Consider the following 14,221-nt stretch of genomic DNA (forward strand, 5'->3'; position numbering starts at 1 on the left):
TCAATTTTAATAACGGGATTAAAATAAACCTATTTACGAAAACATCAACGCATTAATATATTCATATTTTGTATGTTCTTAGAGGTGATACTTTCAATTAACATCCCGGACAATGTATTAGTGAATTAATTAACTTGTTCGATTAAATGTATCTATGACGAGAGAATGAGGATTTTTCTGCCTGTTCGGCAGTTAACTGAATAACAGTCAGACTTCTGACCTTCTCGTTTTTCTAAGCTGCCTGTACGGCAGTGAACCAAATAAAAATGGGGCTAAATGCCTAATGCCATTCTAAGCTGCCCGACCCGTCCTGAATGGCGTTGACACATCTAACTCATGCATTGGGGAAAACGTGATGACTTTCTCCAGTCGATAAAATTTTGTTGGTTATTCAAATCCATGTTCGATAATTTTCTTTGAATAAAAGCATTAATGCTAGGTTTTCCATCCCTTGTTTCAAGTATCTGTGCACAATATATTCGATATGAATATCCAGTAAAACCTAACTCGAAACGAATGACACGGCGGCGGGTGTCGCCAACAACGAGACTGGCTCCGGCCCCGCCACCAGACCCTCCCAGCAAACTCATACTTGGTATATCCCTGATTGGAAGTTCCCACTCAAAGCCGTTACGTGCGATCCAATGTTTTACATCACGTTCATGAGCATTTTTAAGCGCAGCAGGAAACCCCTTCGTATCCCTTGCAAATGCGTAGCGATACTCTTCCCACCAGGTTTTAAATGTTTGCGATTTTGGGTTTGCTTTGTATAAATCTTTATTATTTGGATTGGTTCCTACGTGGATCCATTTGTCTGCATTAGTATCTAACTTGTACCAATCTACTGTTTCAATCCATTGTAAATCTGGACAATCAATACCTTCGCCAGAAAATGCTCCCATAGAGCGTGACTGGACTTTCAACTTAGCGACCAGATCGAAGTTGTGTCCTATTTTTCCTGAATCTCGTATTGACTTAATGTTGCGTAATTCAAGTTTGTCTACTGTCATTATTGCTTTCATATATCTCCATTATTGAATGCCAGGCGTTTACTCCTGGTGTTTGCGCAGTTAGACAAGTCCGGGGTCACTGCCCGGATGCATCAGTCTGGTTATAGATAATTTGCGACAGATTCTGTTGCTAAATCAGTCTCTTCGTTAAATGATCCCTCTGAGGTCACGCAAGTGGCTTTGCCTATGCCCATACTCCCGTAAATTCAAAAGTTTAATGAGATTTTCGCTGTATTTCTAAGCTGCCTGTCCGGCAGTGAACAGCTGTTGGATTTTCAGGTTTACGCTTCGAATGGCAAGAGGTTATCCCTGTTTTGGCAGAAATACCCTCTTTTTTTGATGGATAATTCGGTGATTTAAAATCAATGAGTTAGCGATAGGGTAAAAAAAGAGGGTTAGCTGCAAACATATGAGCTTGCGGGCGTAATTTGAAGATTAATGAGTTATCGGTTCAATGTACTCACTTTCCGAAAATCAATGAGTTGAAGGTTTAAACACAATTATTTGCTTTTTAAAAAGCTAATCTGCTATTTCACACAATTAAGGACTAATGAAATGGCGATCCCCGCTTATTTATGGTTAAAGGATGACAGCGGCACGACAATACGTGGCTCTGTCGATATAACAGGCCGTGAGGGTAGCATTGAGATCCACGGCTTGCATCACGGCGTCTCCATCACCACCGACAACGCCACGGGAAAAGCTACCGCAACCCGTGAACATGCCCCCTATCTTTTCAGCAAAGAAATCGATGCTTCCAGTCCTTACCTTTATAAATCAGTGACCACAGGACAGAAACTTCAGTCAGCCGAAGTTAAATTTTATCGTATCAATGACGCGGGCCAGGAAGTGGAGTACTTCAGAGTTCTGATGGAAGGCGTAAGGATTGTTACCGTCGGGCCGATGATGTTTGACATCAAGTCTTCTTACGGCGAGAAACGCAACCATCTGGAGATGATCGAACTGATTTACGAAAAAATCACCTGGTGCTATATGGATGGAAATATTATTCACTCAGACAGTTGGAATGAGCGTGCAACCGCATAAGGATAAATAGTGATGACATGGAGATATGAGCAAAGTACAGGCAGATTATACAAGGGGAATGAACTGGTCGAGACGGGTTACTCTGGTGTCCTGACCAATAAAAATAACCCAGATCGCCAGCAGGTCAAAGGTATGGGACCACTACCCCGAGGGACTTATCGAATCGCGGGACATTCTCGCTCTAAAGGCCCGGCAACAGTAATTTTGGAACAAACCTCCGGCGATTCGTTTGGTCGCTCACTGTTTCGGATTCATGGCGAACGCGTCGGTAAGCCTGCAGGTTTCGCCTCCGAGGGTTGCATTATTATGTCTCCCTCAACTCGCTGGAGAGTGATCAGCGAGGGTGGAACCTTAGAGGTTGTACGATGAGGCGATGGGTTCTATTCCTATTACTGTTGTGCATAGCCATGAATTCAATGGCAGCAAATATTGACTGGCCGGCCGCTTTGAAGGGGATTGCTGCCGGAGAACAGGTTTGGCTCGATAAAGTTCCCGAACTGGCCGCCGTCGCTGATGTTAACCAATCACAAGACGTCGAAGCTGCTTTATCGTCTGCGCTTTCAACAAATACCGCCGCTGCGCTCAAGACACTTGAGGTTATTGACTCCCATGATTGGCCTCATTTAGTTGGCACTGACCTGGTCTGTATGGGACCCATAAATAAATCAGCAGCTGAAATTGATGCGTTTTATCAAAAAACGCGCCTGTCTTTGCTGAGTACTGATAAAGCGGCAGTTTGCCTTTGGATTATTGAAGCCACTTATGAGGAGTGGAAAGCAGGCAACGGCAAACTTATAAAGTAATACACGTTCGGTCAAAGCCCGGACGGCAGACAGGCTTTTTTCAAAATTATCCTACTTGCTGATTACTTTATCTTTCTAAGCTGCCTGTCCGGCAGTGAACCTAAAGATTGGGCATCTACTCAAGTGAGCAAGTTTCTAAGCTGCCTGTCCGGCAGTGAACCCGTTGAGTTTTCAGATTTACACTTTGAACGGCAAGAGGTTATCCCTGTTTTGGCAGAAATACACTCTTTTTTGTTAGCTTGCGCGCACTAATTAAATCAATGAGTTAGAGAAGGTGAAAAAGGGTCAGTTCGGAGTTGTCATTAATACCCCATCCCAGCCTTCCCCTTCGCAGGGGAAGGAGCCGTTCTCAGGTTTATTTTATTTCGGTATATCGGCTCGGCCAGATGGTTTCGGCTTTTACGCCAATCGCTTCAGCGATCAGTCTTTCCCCTTTCGGCCATTTACGGGTTAAGGCGTTTGAGAGCGTCGAAGAGCTTAAACCTGCGCGGCGTGAGACAGCCGCCATTGTGGTGCCCTTCTTTTTGATTGCCGCAATGATATCAGCCTGATGCCAGTCTTTGTTCATGCGATCACCTCACCGGAGGCATACAGTGAGCAGCGCAGCATCTCAAAACGTTCCCACAAAATATACGTGATGATCTCTTTTATCTTTCTGTCATGCAGCGTCATCAGTATGAAATTCAGCGCCATGCACTGATCGCAAAGTTCATCGGGTTCGAGATCGGCGTAATCAAATAAGCCGTCGTCCATCGGGATCCCCAAATTCTTGCGGTGCTCGGGAATGGGTTGCGATAACGTCGCTTCAAGGTATTCAAGCTCGTTTTGCAGCATGATGCAAAGTCTGTCCTGCGAACCTCTGTTTTGCGGGTTCACCAGCGCATTCGCCAGCAAACGGCAGCGATCGGTGAGTGTCCATGAATCGGGGGATGTTTCAGAATTATTAGTGATAGTCATTTGTTGATTTCCAGAGAACCGTATCACGCGCTACCACCCAAATTCCTACATTTGGTGGTAACCCAGACGAGGGTAGGAATCGATGTACTGGAGTTTTCGATCAGCCCGAAAGCTGCCTCGTCTGAGTCACCATTGATAATAACAGAAGTGTTTTAAATCCACTTTTAATGATGAAACAAAACGTAGCGCATGTGAAATGCACTATCTAGCACATCAGGTTCCTACACCCGACTGCGGATTTTGCCGCAGCGAGCAGACAATAACTGGATATCCACACATTAAAAATGGGCAAATCACCGAGATGAGATACTGCTTCCAAGGAGTTTTTATGGTTTGCAGTAAGTTGCAAGCGGCTGCCTGTACGGCAGTGAACTACGCTCGGTGAGAGTGTCGTCTCTGATCTCTTTTCTAAGCTGCCTGTACGGCAGTGAACATCTCGTCAGGCTCGCCAATGCGCGTCATGTTTTTCTAAGCTGCCTGTACGGCAGTGAACATTACGACCAGCGATTGATATTGAATTGACCATTTCTAAGCTGCCTGTACGGCAGTGAACGCGCCCAAATTGATTTTGAAGGGCATTTAACATTTCTAAGCTGCCTGTACGGCAGTGAACCGTTGGGTTTTCAGGGTTACGCTTTGAAGTGGAAAAGATTATCCCTGTTTGGGGAGAAATACCCTCTTTTTCTGAGAGGTTTACTGAGTATGTGAAATCAATGAGTTAGCGGAGGTACGGAAAAGAGGGTTATTTTCGAGATGCCATTAATACCCCATCCCAGCCTTCCCCTTCGCAGGGGAAGGAGCAAGACAACACCCTTCCGCATTGGATTTTGGGAAAGAATCAGAACGAAGGTTTTATTCGATCGGGAATGGCGTGATCAAAAATCTTGCTGAACGGAGCGGCTTCGAGACCTATGGCTCGAAGACCGAGAGAAGGCACCGCAACGCGGCAAGATTTTGCGCCACAGGCTGCGGTGAAAGAACACGTCCGTCGTACCTGCGGCAGCGCGCAGTGAAAAGAGCGTGGAGTCCAGAGGCCCGCGCGACTGCGGGTCTCTGGGCCAGTGTGGGCGGCGAGCCCACGACCTTGACCTCGCCCTTGTTCCTGGTCTTGATCTTGACGTTAAAAAACGAAAATCAAATTTTCGTCACGCTATCAACCAGCGCCATTTCCTCACTACTCAACAACTTCTCAATATCCACCAGAATCAACATCCGGTCGCCGAGCGAACCCAGCCCCGTCAGGTATTCCGTCGACATGGTCACCGCGAATTCCGGCGCCGGACGGATCTGATCCTGGCTCAGCGACAGCACGTCGGATACGCCGTCTACCACGATCCCGACGACGCGGTTTTCGAAGTTCAGCACGATCACCACGGTGTTTTCATTGTAAATCACATCTTCCTGCGCGAACTTAACACGCAGGTCGAGGATAGGCACGATAACGCCGCGCAGGTTGGTGACACCTTTAATAAACGCAGGCGTGTTAGCAATGCGGGTTACCTGATCGTAACCGCGGATTTCCTGCACTTTCAGGATATCGATGCCGTATTCTTCGTCGCCTAAAGTAAAGATCAGAAATTCCTGACCTACTGTTTCACCCGCAATTTTTGCCACGGTTGCAAGTCCTGCCATGTTGTTCACCTTTGCTTTTATCTTTTAATCGGCCTGAGTTTTTCACACCCGGCGACATTGCGGTCACCGGAAGCGTTGCTGGTTATGCAGCAGAGACGCCCGTTGCCAGTTTGTCGCGGTTCAGCGACTGCAAGGCAGACACATCCACGATCAATGCCACACTGCCGTCGCCCAAAATGGTGGCGGCGGAAATGCCAGGCACTTTGCGATAGTTACTTTCCAGGTTTTTCACCACCACCTGATGCTGACCAATCAGTTGATCAACCAGCAAGGCGTAGCGACGGCCTGCACTTTGTAAAATCACAACAATGGCCTGTGTGGCTTCGGTTTTGGCCTCTTTCACATCGAAGACGTTGTAGAGCTCAACCAGCGGCAGGTACTCACCACGCACCTGCAGAACACGCTCGCCACCGGCCAGCGGATGCAAATCTTCAGCCAGCGGTTGCAGCGATTCCATGACGGCATTCAGCGGCAGAATAAAGACTTCTTCGCCCACTTTAACGGACATGCCGTCGAGAATGGCCAGCGTCAGCGGCAGCAGAATACGGATGGTCGTGCCTTTCCCCTGCTGGGAATGGATTTCAACATGGCCGCCCATTTCCTGGATGTTACGTTTCACGACGTCCATGCCGACGCCGCGACCGGAAACATCCGTGACTTTTTCTGCGGTCGAGAACCCGGCAGCGAAGATCAACATGCCGACTTCTTCATCGCTCATGTTTTCGCTGACGTTCATGCCCTGCGACGCGGCTTTCGCCAGAATACGTTCGCGGTTCAGACCGGCACCGTCATCGATGACCTCAATGCAGATATTCCCGCCCTGATGTTCAGCAGAAAGCGTCAGGTTACCGGTCGGCTCTTTGCCGTTGGCAATACGCACTTCCGGTGTTTCCACACCGTGATCCAGACTGTTACGCACCAGGTGCGTTAACGGGTCGATGATGCGTTCGATCAGGCTCTTATCCAGTTCGGTAGAGCTGCCGAGCAGGGTCAGTTCGATTTGCTTATTCAGTTTGCTGGCGAGATCGCGCACCAGACGCGGGAAGCGGCTGAACACGAATTCCATCGGCATCATACGAATCGACATTACCGATTCCTGCAAATCACGGGCGTTGCGCTCAAGCTGTCCCATGCTGTTGAGCAGGTCGCTGTGAACCACCGGATCCAGCAAATCGGAACGTTGCGCCAGCATCGACTGAGTGATCACCAGTTCGCCGACCAGGTTGATCAGCTGATCCACTTTTTCGACGGCGACACGAATACTGGTCGATTCAGCGGCTTTTGGCGCACGGGCTTTCGCCGGTTCGCTGTTAGGCACGGCAGTCAGAACCGGTGCCGGACGCACGGCGACGGCGGCGCTTTCAGTGACAACCGGGGCTGGCGCAGGTGCGGATTCAGCAACCGCAGGCACAGCGGCCTGTGTGAAACTGATTTGCTCCGGTTCCAGCACAAAACACAGCACCGCAATAATGTCGTCTTCGGTCACCGTAGTGATAAGCGTGGCTTCCACGCTGTCTGCGGTCTGAACCGGATCTTTGATTTCGCCAAGATTGCCCAGCTCTTCGAGCATGACAGGCACTTCCTGCGTTTTCAGGCCGGACAGGCGGACACGCATCCCGCCTTTCGCCGCAGGCGTTGCTGCCGCGACGGGCGCAGCCGCTGCGGGTTCATCTTCCACCACGTGAAGTTCCGGCGCAGGTTCGCGCTGTTCCTGCGCGTCGAGGGCCAGTTGTCTCAGGGCTGCACAGATATATTCAAAGCTTTCTGCATCAGGATCCCGGGAGGATTTATAGGCGTCGAGTTGCTCCTGCATAATGTCTTTTGTTTCCAGAAACAGGTTGATGATGTCGGTGCTCAGGCTCATTTCAGCGCGACGCGCACCGTCGAGCAGGTTTTCCAGTAAGTGGGTCGTTTCCTGCAAAACCGTAAATCCAAACGTTGCCGCCCCGCCTTTGATTGAGTGCGCTGCGCGGAAAATCGCATTGAGCTGCTCAACATCTGGCGCCTGCGGATCAAGTAACAACAGATGTTGTTCCATGTCCGCCAGCAGCTCGTCTGCTTCATCAAAAAATGTCTGATAAAAATCAGTAATATCCATGCTCACGTGATCACCTCTGCTGTGAATCGCGGCTTGTTAATGTGTCGCAGGTGCCGTGCCTGCCGCGACAGCCGGAGCTGCCGTCGCAGGTTGAGCGCCTGCCGGTGGTGTCACTGGCGTCTGCGTCTCAATCCCGGGTATTGATGGTGCCTGTAATTGTGATGGTGCTGGTGCTGGTGCTGCTGATGAATCAGGTACCGCAGGTGCAGCCGGAGCCGGGCTCATTTTTGGCGCCAGCGCCGGTGCCGTCTGACGTCCCGGCACAGCTTTTTGCAGTTCGCCGGCGTCACTGATAGTGATCGCTTCACCCTCGCTGTTTTCACGTTCAATCGCTTCTTCAGCATGTTTGTTCAGAACTAAAATGCTGATACGGCGGTTAATCGCGTCACCCGCCGGATGGTTTTTTAACTGCATGGTGGATCCCATGCCCATCACGCGCAGAACTTTACCTTCACTGAGTCCGCCGATAATCATTTCGCGACGTGAAGCATTTGCGCGATCTGTCGAGAGCTCCCAGTTGCTGTACCCGCGTTCGCCCTGCGCATACGGCATATCGTCCGTATGGCCTGCAAGACTGATTTTATTCGGAAAATCATCCAGCACCGGCCCGATAGCGCGCAGAATATCGCGCATATACGGCTCGACAATCGCGCTGCCCAGCTGGAACATCGGACGATTTTTGCTATCAATAATCTGGATGCGCAAACCCTGTTCGGTCAGGTTAATCATCAGATGCGGACGCAAATCTTTCAGCCGCGGGTCAGACGCCAGCATGTCTTCGAGTTTCTGCTGCAAGCGTTGTAAATCACCGGCCTCACGTTTGCTCTCGCCCTGCGACTGATCCATTTTGTGCACTTCGCCGTCCTGCACGGTCGGGTCTTCCCCGCCGCCCGGGATCGGGCTGGTCGCATCACTGCTGCGCGGCCCGCCGGTTATCGCCACCGCCAGCGGTGTACGAAAGTATTCGGCAATTTGTACCAGTTCTTTAGGGCTGGAGATCGAAATCAGCCACATCACCAGGAAGAAAGCCATCATCGCTGTCATAAAGTCAGCGTAAGCAATCTTCCACGAACCGCCGTGATGCCCTCCGCCGTGCTTGTTCTTTTTCTTGCGGACAACAACGATTGGATGGCTTTGATGCTTCATACTTTTTCTTCTTCAGTTTGTTTCTGACCCGGCGACTTAACCTGGCGAACGTGCTCCTCCAGTTCGATGAAGGAAGGACGTTCAGAGGTGTACAGCGTCTTACGGCCAAACTCGACGGCGATTTGTGGCGCATAGCCATTGATGCTGGAAAGCAATGTCACTTTGATGCATTGCATCATCTTGGCGTTTTCCGCGCTTTTCTGGCGCAGAACGCTGGCAAGCGGAGAAATAAACCCGTATGCCAGAAGGATACCGAGGAAGGTCCCCACCATCGCATGTGCAATCAGCGCACCGAGCTCAGCCGCCGGACGATCCGCCGCCGCCAGGGTATGAACGATGCCCATCACCGCCGCGACGATACCGAAAGCCGGGAGTGAATCACCGACCAGCGCCAGGCTGTTGGCAGGCACTTCGCTTTCGTGCTCGTAGGTTTCGATTTCTTCATCCATCAATGCCTCGATTTCAAAAGCATTCATGTTGCCGCTCACCATCAGGCGCAGATAATCCGTCAGATATTCGACTAAATGCTTATCGGCAAGGATGCGCGGATAATTAGCGAAAATGTCGCTTTCGTTGGGATTGTCGATGTCATTTTCCAGCGACAGCATCCCCTGCTGACGTGATTTCGCCAGTAAGCGGTACAGCAACGCCATCAGATCCATATACAACGCTTTGTTGTATTTCGATGCGCGGAACAACTGAGGCAGCGCGCGCATTGTGGATTTAATCGCTTTTCCGTTGTTACCCACGAAAAAGGCACCGATGCCTGCACCGCCGATGATGAGTAATTCTGCGGGTTGGTATAACGCGCCCAGTTCACCGCCGACGAGCATGAAACCGCCGAACACTGAGCCCAACACCACGATGTAACCTATTATCACTAGCACGATGAATCCTTAATTCGATGTGGTTTTAGGGCGAGGAAAAGCGCGACGCCATGATTCTGCCGAGGTTTATGCCGCTAAGACGTGCATAAACGGTGCCAGTAATGACTGAGATATTCGGGGGGGAAATGATGAGCGGTGTTACCACCGCTCAGAACGACTTACTGCAACCCAATCATCTCAGACAGCGCGCTTGACCTGTTCGTCCAGCTCTTGAGATGTTATATCGGCAACCTGCGGGGAAAGTTTACGTTTTTTTACTGCTCGGGATGGGGGCTGGCAAAGACTGCAAACAAACCCGTGACGGGGCTGGTGTGCATGGGTAATAAATGAACCGTCACAGCAGTTACACGCAGAGAGTTGCAACATGCCGCTGTCGACAAAACGGACCAGTGTCCACGCACGTGTCAGCGCGAGGATCGGCGCTTCACCGGGTTGTTCAGGACATTGTTCAAGATACAGACGGTAAGCTTTAATCACCGCTTCCACCCCATTACAATGCCCGCTCTTTAAGAGGAAAGAGTACGCGTTGTAAAACATGGAAGAATGAATGTTTTGTTCCCAGGTCATAAACCAGTCAGTAGAGAACGGCAACATTCCTTTCGGCGGAGGACTTCCACGCAGTTCTTTGTACAGTTTGATCAGCCGGCCACGACTTAATTGCGTTTCGCTTTCCAGCATCTGTAGCCGGGCACCCAGCGTAATCAGTTCCATGGCAAGCTGAATGTCGCGTGCTTCCTGAACGATACTTTTTTCTGCCGGTTTGGTTAACCCATCTTTCCCAGACATAGCTACGCCCTTTTCTTCATCGCGCCGCTATCTTTCGCAGCCAGACCTTTGAGCAAATGACTCGACAACAGAATGCCGGTATGGATTTGCTGCAGGTCATCCACGCGCGATTCTTGTGTCAGGCGTTCAATCGTTTTGCTGTCATCAAAGCGGAACTGACACAAAAGCTGGTTCGTTTCAGCTAATTTCACCATCTGTGGCAACGTGAGCTGGCCAAGTGTGTCTGCCATGACGTCATCAATTCCCAACCGGAACATCGCTGAGGCTTTTTCGTCGTTAATCAAACGCTGCGCCAACAGTAAATATGACAGGTTGATATCATATATGTGCTTAAGCAATTCGGACATTCTGTTCTACCCCATTACCGATGCCACTTTTAAAGGTGGCTGATTGATAGACATATTCCATGCAGCGAGAGTTTCACCCGGCGTGACAGGAGTATTTTTTACTATCAAAACAATTGGATCATTGGCTGTTTAATAAATCCTGCGATGAAAATTAGATTTATCCCGCGGTATTTACTTCACCGCCAATACAAAGTTGTTCCTGATGTAAACTAAATTAATTGTGACAATTGCACTGCTAAGTATTAGTGAAACACTTTAGTTTTGGTGTACTGGCAGGGTCCGTTGCTGTGATGGCGTGTCATTCAGTGAAACGCTTTTACATACATTATTAGGAATTATCTTACTACGACGCAACTCTAACCCCGTTCCCTTTACACATACAATCTTGCCGTGGACGAATTTTGAATAAAGTGTGACATACATCACACTTTTGAAATTTATTTTGTCTCCAAAAGTGCAATTTATCGTGAGAATTTGCGCAGATTTAAGTCAAAAGTAAAAAACCATCTAAAAAGCTGTCTTCAAACTGTCTTTTTTCGCCATTTTTAGATCATTTTGTACAAAGACCACCTAAAGCCAAATGATTAGCACACGCAGCAATTAATCATAGTTCATGCAGTGTTATATGCTGCAAATTTCAAATAGCGTGATCATTGTGCTAATAATGCGCAACCCAGTCAGGACGGGGCGTTTCGGGGAGTTATCTGAAAAAATGGTGTTTAAAATAAGGACGAATTGTTCTGAAATCGTGAGCAACCACGTGGTTTCAAAAGTAAAAAGACAATGATTGTAATAATTTGTTACTGCGCAGGAAGAATCATCCAGTCATCTGACCAGATTGATAAGGAGAAGTGATGAAACAGCGGATTTTTGCCGTGCTTACCTATCGGCAACTGTTCAGAAAAACTTTAATGATTGGGCTTAAAAAAGTGGTTTGTGCGGTGCAAGCGTAAATTAACAGCTCAAGAATAGGATTTTTATTACCTAACCAGCATCCCACGCCAGAATCCCCCCATGAAATACGCATAAGACACATTTTTAACGGAGATAATTAAAGGTATAAGTGAATAACCGGAGGAACGGAAGGTCATTAACTTGTCTTATTAGTGAAATATACGACTGCGGATACTTTTGAAGGGTGATTACTTTCATTCAAAGTAACGGGGGATGTCATTGTGTGTTAATCCAGCTGAATAAAAAAAGCCTGCCGATATTTCAGGCAGGCCATAACTTATTATTATTCAAAAACGATTTAACGATTAAAAAGGCATAGATTGCGGGTCGGGATACTGATACTCAAAACCGAGCTCTTTGCAGATCCGCTCCCCATCCACGATTTTGCCCTTTCCTGCTGAACCTTCTTCAGCAAAGGTCGGCGGTTGCAGCCCCATTTGTCTTGCCAGTGCCGGATAGTAATCCGCTTTCGCCGGATGCTTCGGTGCACATAAGTTAAAGATATGCCCGCCTTTCGGCCGGCTGAGCAATAAAGCAATTGCCGCCACTACGTCATCCTGATGGACCAGATTGACCCCGTGGTGACCGCCTTTCACCCCGGTCTTACCCGCCATGAAACGGCCGGGATGGCGATCTCCGCCCACCAGACCTGCCAGACGCAGTACATCAACGGACGTATTTGGCAGTCCGTGGAACCAGTTCTCCAGCTCTTTAAGGACTTTGCCGCTGGCTGTCACCGGCTCGAGAAGAGAATCTTCCCGCACCACGCCCTCTCTTTCGCCGTATACCGACGTCGAACTGGTGAAAATAATCCGTTTCACGTTATGCGCCAGCGCACTGTCGGTTAACTGCTGCACCGCCTGGAAATAAAGTTCACTGCCCTCCACGGTCCGGCGCGCGGGCAGAGTGATAATCAGGGCATCCACATTAAGCAGACGATCGAGATCTTCCGCTTCGCATTCCATTTCTGGTGTGAAAACCAGCGGGAAGCATTCGATCCCCACCATTCTTGCAGCGTCCACGCCATCCAGCGTCGTTTTGCTGCCCACGACATCGTAGCCTTTTGCAGCCAGCGCCATCGCCAGTGGCATTCCCAGCCAGCCCAGTCCGATAATCGAAACCTTCTTCATACTTTGCTCCATTTGTTCAGAGGCACCTGGTATCACATCACCAACTGCTGATATCTTCCTTTATACTAGCAAAGGTCGCCTTTTCCCCGTTCAGTCTGCGTAAGGTTTTCTTGGTGTCTGTTAACAGATTATTCAAAAATCAGATGAAAACCCTGCGGCTGATAAGAAAAACTCATCATCGGAAAAAAAGGTTGCGCTGTTGCCGCCCGATAGTTTAGTTTTATTGGCAACGAATTTGATATGTGTGGCGAATGATTCAAATTGAATCACGCGGCATCTGAATCACTGAATAGAGACACTGACATGACAAACGTTCTGATTAACCACCATCATCACCATCACCCTGACTAGTCTTTCAGGCGATTGGTGCTGGGAGACTGTTTAGATCTTCCAGTGGCGCAGAACGCAGAGATAGCCCCCGGAAGATTTCTTCCGGGGGCTTTTTTTTTGGCCTGACGGATTGAAGTTAAAGAATTTTAAACAAAACGATTTATATAAATAATTGAGAAACTGAGGTCATCATGCTGGATAAAACACGTTTACGGATAGCAATGCAGAAGTCGGGTCGCCTGAGCGATGAATCACGCGAATTACTGGCGCGCTGCGGCATCAAAATCAATCTGCAAGAACAGCGTCTGATCGCTTTCGCTGAAAACATGCCCATCGATATTTTGCGTGTCCGTGATGACGATATCCCGGGACTGGTGATGGATGGCGTGGTGGATCTGGGGATTATCGGCGAAAACGTGCTCGAAGAAGAACTGCTGAGCCGTCGCGCTCAGGGCGAAGACCCGCGTTACTTTACCCTGCGTCGCCTGGATTTCGGCGGCTGCCGCTTGTCTCTGGCAACGCCGCTGGATACCGAATATACCGGTCCGCAAAGTCTGCAAAACGCCCGTATCGCGACGTCTTATCCGCACCTGCTCAAGCAATACCTCGATAAAAAAGGCGTCGATTTCAAATCTTGTCTGCTGAACGGTTCTGTTGAAGTCGCACCGCGTGCCGGCCTGTCTGATGCGATTTGCGACCTGGTGTCTACCGGCGCAACGCTGGAAGCCAACGGACTGCGCGAAGTTGAAGTGATTTACCGCTCCAAAGCCTGTCTGATCCAGCGCGATGGCGAAATGCCGCAAGAGAAACAACTGCTGATCGACAAAATGATGACCCGTATTCAGGGCGTTATTCAGGCTCGCGAATCCAAATACATTATGTTGCACGCGCCAAGTGAGCGTCTGGACGAAATCGTTGCCCTGCTGCCGGGTGCTGAGCGTCCGACGATTCTGCCGCTGGCAGGCGATCAGCAGCGCGTGGCCATGCACATGGTCAGCAGCGAAACGTTATTCTGGGAAACCATGGAGAAACTGAAAGCGCTGGGCGCCAGCTCAATTCTGGTTCTGCCAATCGAAAAAATGATGGAGTAAGCC

Annotated in this window: 14 protein-coding genes and 1 other annotated feature; of the genes, 4 read left to right on the plus strand and 10 right to left on the minus strand. The window is 49.3% G+C overall.

The window, feature by feature from the left end; translation table 11 throughout:
• Window positions 1–329: 329 nt before the first annotated feature.
• Window positions 330–1,022: a hypothetical protein gene (locus ACM615_RS06125; RefSeq protein WP_159282072.1), complete on the minus strand. Its 693-nt coding sequence runs from the start codon at window positions 1,020–1,022 to the stop codon at window positions 330–332.
• Between the two features lie 543 nt (window positions 1,023–1,565).
• Here ACM615_RS06125 and tssD point away from each other — a divergent pair.
• From tssD to ACM615_RS06140, 3 genes are read left to right on the plus strand one after another with little or no spacing between them, the layout of a single operon-like run.
• Entirely contained in the window at window positions 1,566–2,057 is a 492-nt protein-coding gene (gene tssD / locus ACM615_RS06130) for a type VI secretion system tube protein TssD (protein WP_132963906.1), read from the plus strand.
• 12 nt (window positions 2,058–2,069) lie between these two features.
• A complete protein-coding gene (locus ACM615_RS06135) occupies window positions 2,070–2,426 on the plus strand; it encodes a tlde1 domain-containing protein (protein ID WP_129639436.1) in 357 nt (118 codons plus the stop codon).
• A gap of 47 nt (window positions 2,427–2,473) precedes the next feature.
• Window positions 2,474–2,860, plus strand: coding sequence for a hypothetical protein (locus tag ACM615_RS06140; RefSeq protein WP_431011643.1), 387 nt, complete (start codon window positions 2,474–2,476; stop codon window positions 2,858–2,860).
• 355 nt (window positions 2,861–3,215) lie between these two features.
• On the opposite strand, the gene ACM615_RS06145 is transcribed toward ACM615_RS06140, so the two are convergent.
• The 9 genes from ACM615_RS06145 to ACM615_RS06185 form a co-directional block, all read right to left on the minus strand.
• Window positions 3,216–3,428: a helix-turn-helix domain-containing protein gene (locus tag ACM615_RS06145; RefSeq protein WP_120162718.1), complete on the minus strand. Its 213-nt coding sequence runs from the start codon at window positions 3,426–3,428 to the stop codon at window positions 3,216–3,218.
• The gene (locus ACM615_RS06150) at window positions 3,425–3,817 is read right to left on the minus strand and encodes a hypothetical protein (protein WP_112291467.1); all 393 of its coding nucleotides are present in this window, start codon (window positions 3,815–3,817) and stop codon (window positions 3,425–3,427) included. The genes ACM615_RS06145 and ACM615_RS06150 overlap by 4 nt, the downstream gene beginning before the upstream one ends.
• Window positions 3,818–4,951: 1,134 nt before the next feature.
• Window positions 4,952–5,449 carry a chemotaxis protein CheW gene (cheW, locus tag ACM615_RS06155; protein WP_013575095.1) on the minus strand — a complete coding sequence of 166 codons (498 nt, stop codon included), beginning with the start codon at window positions 5,447–5,449 and terminating at the stop codon, window positions 4,952–4,954.
• An 82-nt stretch (window positions 5,450–5,531) separates the two neighbouring features.
• On the minus strand, window positions 5,532–7,547 hold the full coding sequence (gene cheA / locus ACM615_RS06160) for a chemotaxis protein CheA (RefSeq protein WP_431011875.1): 2,016 nt from the start codon (window positions 7,545–7,547) through the stop codon (window positions 5,532–5,534).
• 36 nt (window positions 7,548–7,583) lie between these two features.
• Window positions 7,584–8,693 (minus strand): flagellar motor protein MotB, encoded by a 1,110-nt coding sequence (gene motB / locus ACM615_RS06165; protein ID WP_431011644.1) that lies wholly within the window; start codon window positions 8,691–8,693, stop codon window positions 7,584–7,586.
• Window positions 8,690–9,580 (minus strand): flagellar motor stator protein MotA, encoded by an 891-nt coding sequence (motA, locus tag ACM615_RS06170; RefSeq protein ID WP_112291022.1) that lies wholly within the window; start codon window positions 9,578–9,580, stop codon window positions 8,690–8,692. The genes motB and motA overlap by 4 nt, the downstream gene beginning before the upstream one ends.
• 177 nt (window positions 9,581–9,757) lie before the next feature.
• Window positions 9,758–10,366, minus strand: a complete 609-nt coding sequence (gene flhC, locus ACM615_RS06175; RefSeq protein WP_112291020.1) for a flagellar transcriptional regulator FlhC — start codon at window positions 10,364–10,366, stop codon at window positions 9,758–9,760.
• Window positions 10,367–10,368: 2 nt separating this feature from the next.
• The gene (gene flhD / locus ACM615_RS06180; RefSeq protein WP_101078669.1) at window positions 10,369–10,713 is read right to left on the minus strand and encodes a flagellar transcriptional regulator FlhD; all 345 of its coding nucleotides are present in this window, start codon (window positions 10,711–10,713) and stop codon (window positions 10,369–10,371) included.
• A gap of 1,259 nt (window positions 10,714–11,972) precedes the next feature.
• The gene (locus tag ACM615_RS06185) at window positions 11,973–12,797 is read right to left on the minus strand and encodes an SDR family oxidoreductase (RefSeq protein ID WP_129638672.1); all 825 of its coding nucleotides are present in this window, start codon (window positions 12,795–12,797) and stop codon (window positions 11,973–11,975) included.
• Window positions 12,798–13,123: 326 nt separating this feature from the next.
• Window positions 13,124–13,245 (plus strand) — a sequence feature (His leader region).
• A 73-nt stretch (window positions 13,246–13,318) separates the two neighbouring features.
• On the opposite strand from ACM615_RS06185, the gene hisG reads away from it, so the two are divergent.
• Entirely contained in the window at window positions 13,319–14,218 is a 900-nt protein-coding gene (gene hisG, locus ACM615_RS06190) for an ATP phosphoribosyltransferase (RefSeq protein WP_013575087.1), read from the plus strand.
• The last annotated feature ends 3 nt before the right edge of the window (window positions 14,219–14,221 follow it).

The sequence above is a fragment of the Rahnella sp. PAMC25617 genome (genome assembly GCF_050606005.1).
Lineage (GTDB): Bacteria > Pseudomonadota > Gammaproteobacteria > Enterobacterales > Enterobacteriaceae > Rahnella > Rahnella variigena.